This window comes from Pedobacter sp. HMWF019, assembly GCF_003061025.1.
GTDB lineage: Bacteria > Bacteroidota > Bacteroidia > Sphingobacteriales > Sphingobacteriaceae > Pedobacter.
Window position 1 is genome coordinate 1 of sequence record NZ_QAIL01000238.1, and the last position, 5,144, is coordinate 5,144.

6 protein-coding genes are annotated in these 5,144 nt (G+C 38.5%); 2 read left to right on the forward strand and 4 right to left on the reverse strand.

The features are described from left to right. Nucleotides 1–14: 14 nt before the first annotated feature. From DBR11_RS13925 to DBR11_RS13940, 4 genes are all read right to left on the reverse strand, one after another. Nucleotides 15–1,166 carry a FecR family protein gene (locus tag DBR11_RS13925; RefSeq protein ID WP_233260754.1) on the reverse strand — a complete coding sequence of 384 codons (1,152 nt, stop codon included), beginning with the start codon at nucleotides 1,164–1,166 and terminating at the stop codon, nucleotides 15–17. Between the two features lie 107 nt (nucleotides 1,167–1,273). Then, nucleotides 1,274–1,546: a hypothetical protein gene (locus DBR11_RS13930; RefSeq protein ID WP_146186532.1), complete on the reverse strand. Its 273-nt coding sequence runs from the start codon at nucleotides 1,544–1,546 to the stop codon at nucleotides 1,274–1,276. Nucleotides 1,547–1,596: 50 nt separating this feature from the next. Continuing rightward, complete coding sequence (locus DBR11_RS13935; RefSeq protein ID WP_108553279.1) at nucleotides 1,597–3,078, reverse strand: PAS domain-containing protein; 1,482 nt, start codon at nucleotides 3,076–3,078, stop codon at nucleotides 1,597–1,599. 98 nt (nucleotides 3,079–3,176) lie between these two features. After that, nucleotides 3,177–3,749 (reverse strand): RNA polymerase sigma factor, encoded by a 573-nt coding sequence (locus DBR11_RS13940; protein WP_108553280.1) that lies wholly within the window; start codon nucleotides 3,747–3,749, stop codon nucleotides 3,177–3,179. Between the two features lie 391 nt (nucleotides 3,750–4,140). Between DBR11_RS13940 and DBR11_RS13945 the strand changes: the two genes are divergently transcribed. Together DBR11_RS13945 and DBR11_RS13950 are read left to right on the forward strand one after the other, a co-directional pair. Then, entirely contained in the window at nucleotides 4,141–4,644 is a 504-nt protein-coding gene (locus DBR11_RS13945) for a hypothetical protein (RefSeq protein ID WP_108553281.1), read from the forward strand. A 45-nt stretch (nucleotides 4,645–4,689) separates the two neighbouring features. Next, the gene (locus tag DBR11_RS13950; protein ID WP_108553282.1) at nucleotides 4,690–4,986 is read left to right on the forward strand and encodes a hypothetical protein; all 297 of its coding nucleotides are present in this window, start codon (nucleotides 4,690–4,692) and stop codon (nucleotides 4,984–4,986) included. The last annotated feature ends 158 nt before the right edge of the window (nucleotides 4,987–5,144 follow it).

Consider the following 5,144-nt stretch of genomic DNA (forward strand, 5'->3'; position numbering starts at 1 on the left):
ATTTAGTTGTTTGGTTAATTGATTATTAATTTTCTTTCGTTTTTTTGGTTGGTTACAGCATAGGCGTTGATGTCTGCATAATTTAGCAACTTAATGAGTTTGTCTAAGCTCAGGTTTTTAGGGATTTTACCGCTGTAAGTAATTGGGTTCTTGTCTTTATTGTATTCGATATCAATATCGTACCATCTGGATATCTGCCTTATGATCTCCTCCGAATTGGTTCCATCAAAACAGAATAATCCTCTGGTCCATCCAATGACATTGCTGGCATCTACCTGATGTTTCGAAAATTCGTGCTGGTTTAAGATGGTTTGTTGATTGGGTTGAAGAATGATGCTCTTTTTGTTTTGTTCATGCGGCGATACGCGGATAGAACCTTCGGCCAGGGTTGTCTTGACGGCATCTTCATTTTTATAGGCATTTATATTGAATTTGGTGCCTAGAACTTCGGTGGATTGCCAGTTGGTCTTCACAATAAAGCGGCTGTGCAATGCGGTTTTACTTACTTCAAAATAACCTTCGCCTTCTAGCTCGACAATTCGGTCTCCAGAGCCAAAGTTTTCAGGATAGGTGAGTTTGGATTCGGCGTTTAGAAATACTTTAGTGCCATCGGAAAGTACAATATGGTATTGCCCTGCTTTAGGTGTTTGCATGGTGTTTGTCCGGCTGCTTTTGTTGTCTTGTTGTTTTAAATGGTAGGTGATCTGACCGGATAGGTCTTTGTGGATCACGGTGTTGTCTACTGTCATGGATTGATTGTTCTCCAGATTGTCTAAGTTGATGATCTCTCCGCTGGACAAGGTAATGGTTGCTTTATTGGCTCCGGGACTTATAGCTGCAAGCTGGGCATCTGTCAGTGGCCTATATTTATCGCCGGTAACAAAGTGATTATAGGAAAAATAACTAATCAGGAGTAGGGATGCTGCAACGGATATTTTAGTCCATAATGGTTTAATTGAACTTTTCTTCGATGATTGTTCCTGGATAGAGTGTAAGAGTCGCTCTTTGGTTCTATGCTGTATATCGTTAATTTTTGTTTGCGAAATGGCTTCGGAATGATCAATTTGATCATACCAGGTGTATAATTCCTTTCTCTCCTCATCGGTTTCTTCACGACGAAAGTATTTGGTCAGTATGTTTATTATCTTTTTATTTATGCTCATCATGGGGCGGTCTGTAATAAAACAGGTCGGGTTTATTACTAGAGTGAGGTGAAAGGAGGCTAGCACCTAGTCTTTTTTTAAAAAAAAGTCAAAAGTGTTTTATGGGGATTTTAAATGCTTTTTTTCATTACTTTAACTGCACTTTCTAGGTCAAAATTAAGCTTGTGAAAAAGTAGATTATACTTTGGATCGTGGCAGGTTACAAACCACAATAGTTCTGACAGATAAACCCTGCCCACGCATTTGTTGTGCTGGTATACTGGCAGGAATTCTCCATCGTATTCTAACAGTACTTCTATGGCATCAACTACTAGCTGATCTGGATATAAATGTATCTGATCTTGCAAAAATGGATCACAGGATTCCTCTTCGATAAATGACATGATATTCATAAAACTATAAGATGGTAATAGTCAGTCAGGGAAATGATTCCTCAGTTTGCCTGCTCTGTTTTTTTGTTGATACTTTTGATTTGTTCGTCCATGTCATAAGCGGCAGCTAATAAATATTCTAGTAACTTGCTTTTTTCGGGATCGCCGTCGGGTGTATCTTTAATGATTTCTACAAGGGAAATGATCTTGGTTAGAGGAGAGCGAACTACATGTGACTGCATCCATGCGATCTCAAGAAGTTGCTGGGTTTGTTGTTTAATAGCCTGCATCTGAACAACTTTTTCGGTAATATCAAGACAGGCTCCAATCATTTCTATCGGTATTTCTTGGGCGTCCAATTTAAGTTTAGCCCAGGAGTGCAGGTAACGTTGCTCTCCATTTGGACGGATAATCCTTTCTTCGAATTCGATATCTTGCTTACTTTGCAAAATGTTTTCAATGATTTGTCGCACGCGATCCTGATCTTCAGGATGTAGTCTTTCAAGGTAGCTGGTAAAGGTTAGCTTAAAGTTCTTCGAGTCGATGCCATAAATTTCATATAGCGCAGGCGACCAACTAATGATATCATGCTGCAAATCCCAGCGCCAGTTCCCAAAGTGAGCCAGTTCCTGGCTTTGCAGCATAAGCAGATTGGCTTCGGTGATGGTTTCCGTTTTTTGTCGGTTCTCTATGATGATCTGCAGCAGAGCGGTAGCTCTTTCCATCACTTGCAATTCTTCTTCAGAGGGTGATCTGGTTTTTTGGTAGTACATAGCCAATGTAGCGATCACCTCCCCTTCAGAACCGATGATTGGGTTTGACCAGCAGGCACTCAGTTGATAATCTAAGGCTAGGGTGCGGTATTTTAGCCATCGATAATCGGTTGCGATATCACTTACAATGACTCGTTGCCCTGTCGCTGCCGCAGCCCCACAGGAGCCCTCACTGTTGCCTATTTGAAGGTCTGTAAGGGCATTTATATATTCAGCAGGTAAAGAAGAGGATATGCCGCTCATTAGTCGGTTGTTCTTGATGCGATGGATAGAACATTGCATTTGAGGAAACAGGGTTTCTAATCCACGCAAATAATTGAGCAAAACATCCTGAAGAGGTACAATGAGATCTGAATTCAGTCGTAGTACATCGCGTTCCAGTTGCTGCAGGCCCCTTAACGTTTCGGCTACAGTGTTGTCTATCATGATCCCCCTTAAAAGATATTCTCCATCTGGACGGCGGATGATTGAAACATTATCCTTAATCCATGTGATCTGTCCGTCGGATCTGATGATCCGGTATTCGAACACGCAATTTTTGACATTCCTGTTTTTTAATGCAGAATAATTTTCTATGACTTGTTGGTCTTCAGGATGTATACATGTTTTCCAAAAACCTGGCCAGGTAAGCCAGTCTGTCGCTGAAAAACCTGTAATATGTTGTACATGATCGCTGATAAATGTAAATCGTTCCATAGTGATATCAGCCTCCCAAATAATTCCCTCAATAGATTGTAACAGGGTATTTAGCTGTTCCAGGTTATTTTTCAATTCTTTCAGGTTGTTTAGGTTAACAATACATTGGCCTGTGATAAAACAGGTCGGTATTTAATAATGTGAGGCTGAAGAGGTGTAGCACCTAGTCTTTTTTAAAAGAAAAGTAAAAAGTGTAAATAGTGGCGAACGGACATCTTTAATTTTTTGATCGCTTTATTGATGTGGTTTTCTACAGTTGATTCGGAAATACCAAGTTGCTTGCTGATTTCTTTATTGGTGAGTTGTTGTTCGCGGCTGAGTTTGAAAATGATTCTACATTTTTCTGGAAGATTCTCTATTTCTTTGTGAACCGTATCCAATAGATAGCGATAATAAAAGCGGTCTTCCAAAGATTGGTCGTCGGACTGGAGGTCATAATCGGAAATGTCATCTATGTATTTAATACGGGTAGATTTTCGAATATGTGACATAATCAGATACCTGCATGACGAGTAAAGATAGGCATGAAGGGATTCTATTTCGTGGATTTTTTCTCTATTTTTCCAAAGGCTTAAAAAAAGGTCATGTATAAGATCTTCGGCAATTGTTTCGTCCGGAATCTTTTGAAGTATATGGCGAATGAGTGGCGGGGAAAGCAAATCGTAGAGAGCAGAAAATGCTTTCTGGTCGCCTTTAGAAATTAACACTAAAAGTGGCAGATAGCTATGTTCTGTACTACTTTTCATATCCGGGGTCTGGGCAAATGTAATAAATGTGTTATTAATATGATTGTACTTTTTTTATACGAAATGAAATTTATTGAATAATTTTTGTATTTATTTAAAATATGTTTTTCTGGCAGGAATTTTTTTTTCGAATTTATTTGTATTGGGTAGTTAAGTTATGGGTTGTTGAAAATATGTGAGAAACCCTGCACTTCTTTTCTCACTGGATCTTCCGCGAAGAGCTTCAGGCCCTGAGGTGTGAAAAGAGGTGCAGGGTTTTTTGGGGGAGGATGTCCGGGAAGGGAAGAGGTATGTTATTTGGTGATTTTAAGGAATAAGAGGAATTTGTATATGTTTATGATAATTTTTAACTTGCTTATTATCAGTAGTATTTTTTATTAACGCTCATCTTATGAAGGATCTATTTATCTCATTTTTAGTTGTTCTTTTTTTTATTGCAATGTCTGTGTGGTCTTATAAGAGCATCACTAGGCTGGAAGAATTGGATAATTACACCGGTAGGGTGAAGGTGGTTGGAATTAATAGTAAGCCTACTTCTTTTTCAACTACCGAGATGTTTTTTATGAAAATTCATGGATTGGAAGACACGATAGGAGTCTGGCATCCTATTGAGTATTATGATCATTTAACTCGAAGAATATCTGCCGGGGATCTTGTTACGGTTTACTTTAACAAGTTAAATATGCCTGACAGAATTAACTTAAAAACTCATCGGATCGAGAAAGATGGGGATGTTGTTTATAAACTTCCTGAGTTAAAATGGTTGGTATATGTAAGCGCCTTTTTTCTGATATTGGCTTTTATTGTAATTGTTGATGCTTTGTATAAGGCAGTGACTTCGGAATCGCTGATAGAAAAATTTATAATTGCATTATCGCAATGCACATTACGATAATCTGCATTGCGATAATTCAGATATAATATTATCAAGATTATACTAATGATAGTTACTTGCTTTCTGTCTTGTTACAGGAAGAATAGCCCAGTACTTATATCTGTCATTGCCATACCAGAATATGTTCGTTACAAGGGGTTTGACATCAAAATTGGTGTTATCGAAGGTCTGTTGGATGTGAGTTATCAGAAATATACAGCTGCATTATCAGAGGGACATTTGCAGGGGGTGGATAAGTGTCTTTCTCCTGAACGTTATGCTGAAATAGGAGCTGGCTTTATTTGTCGTTTCCCATTTCCTGAGGGGATCATCGTAAGTTTGTATCTTTGTATTAATAAATAACAAAAAATGGGACTAGCATCGCATAATAGAAAAGCCAATACTAAAGGTGTTGTGATAACAAAAAGTGCCGGGTTAATCAAATTGATTGATAATGGTATTCTTCGTATGAAATTTCAGGTGATATCTGATGCGGAATTAAAGCGGTATGAACACCCCAT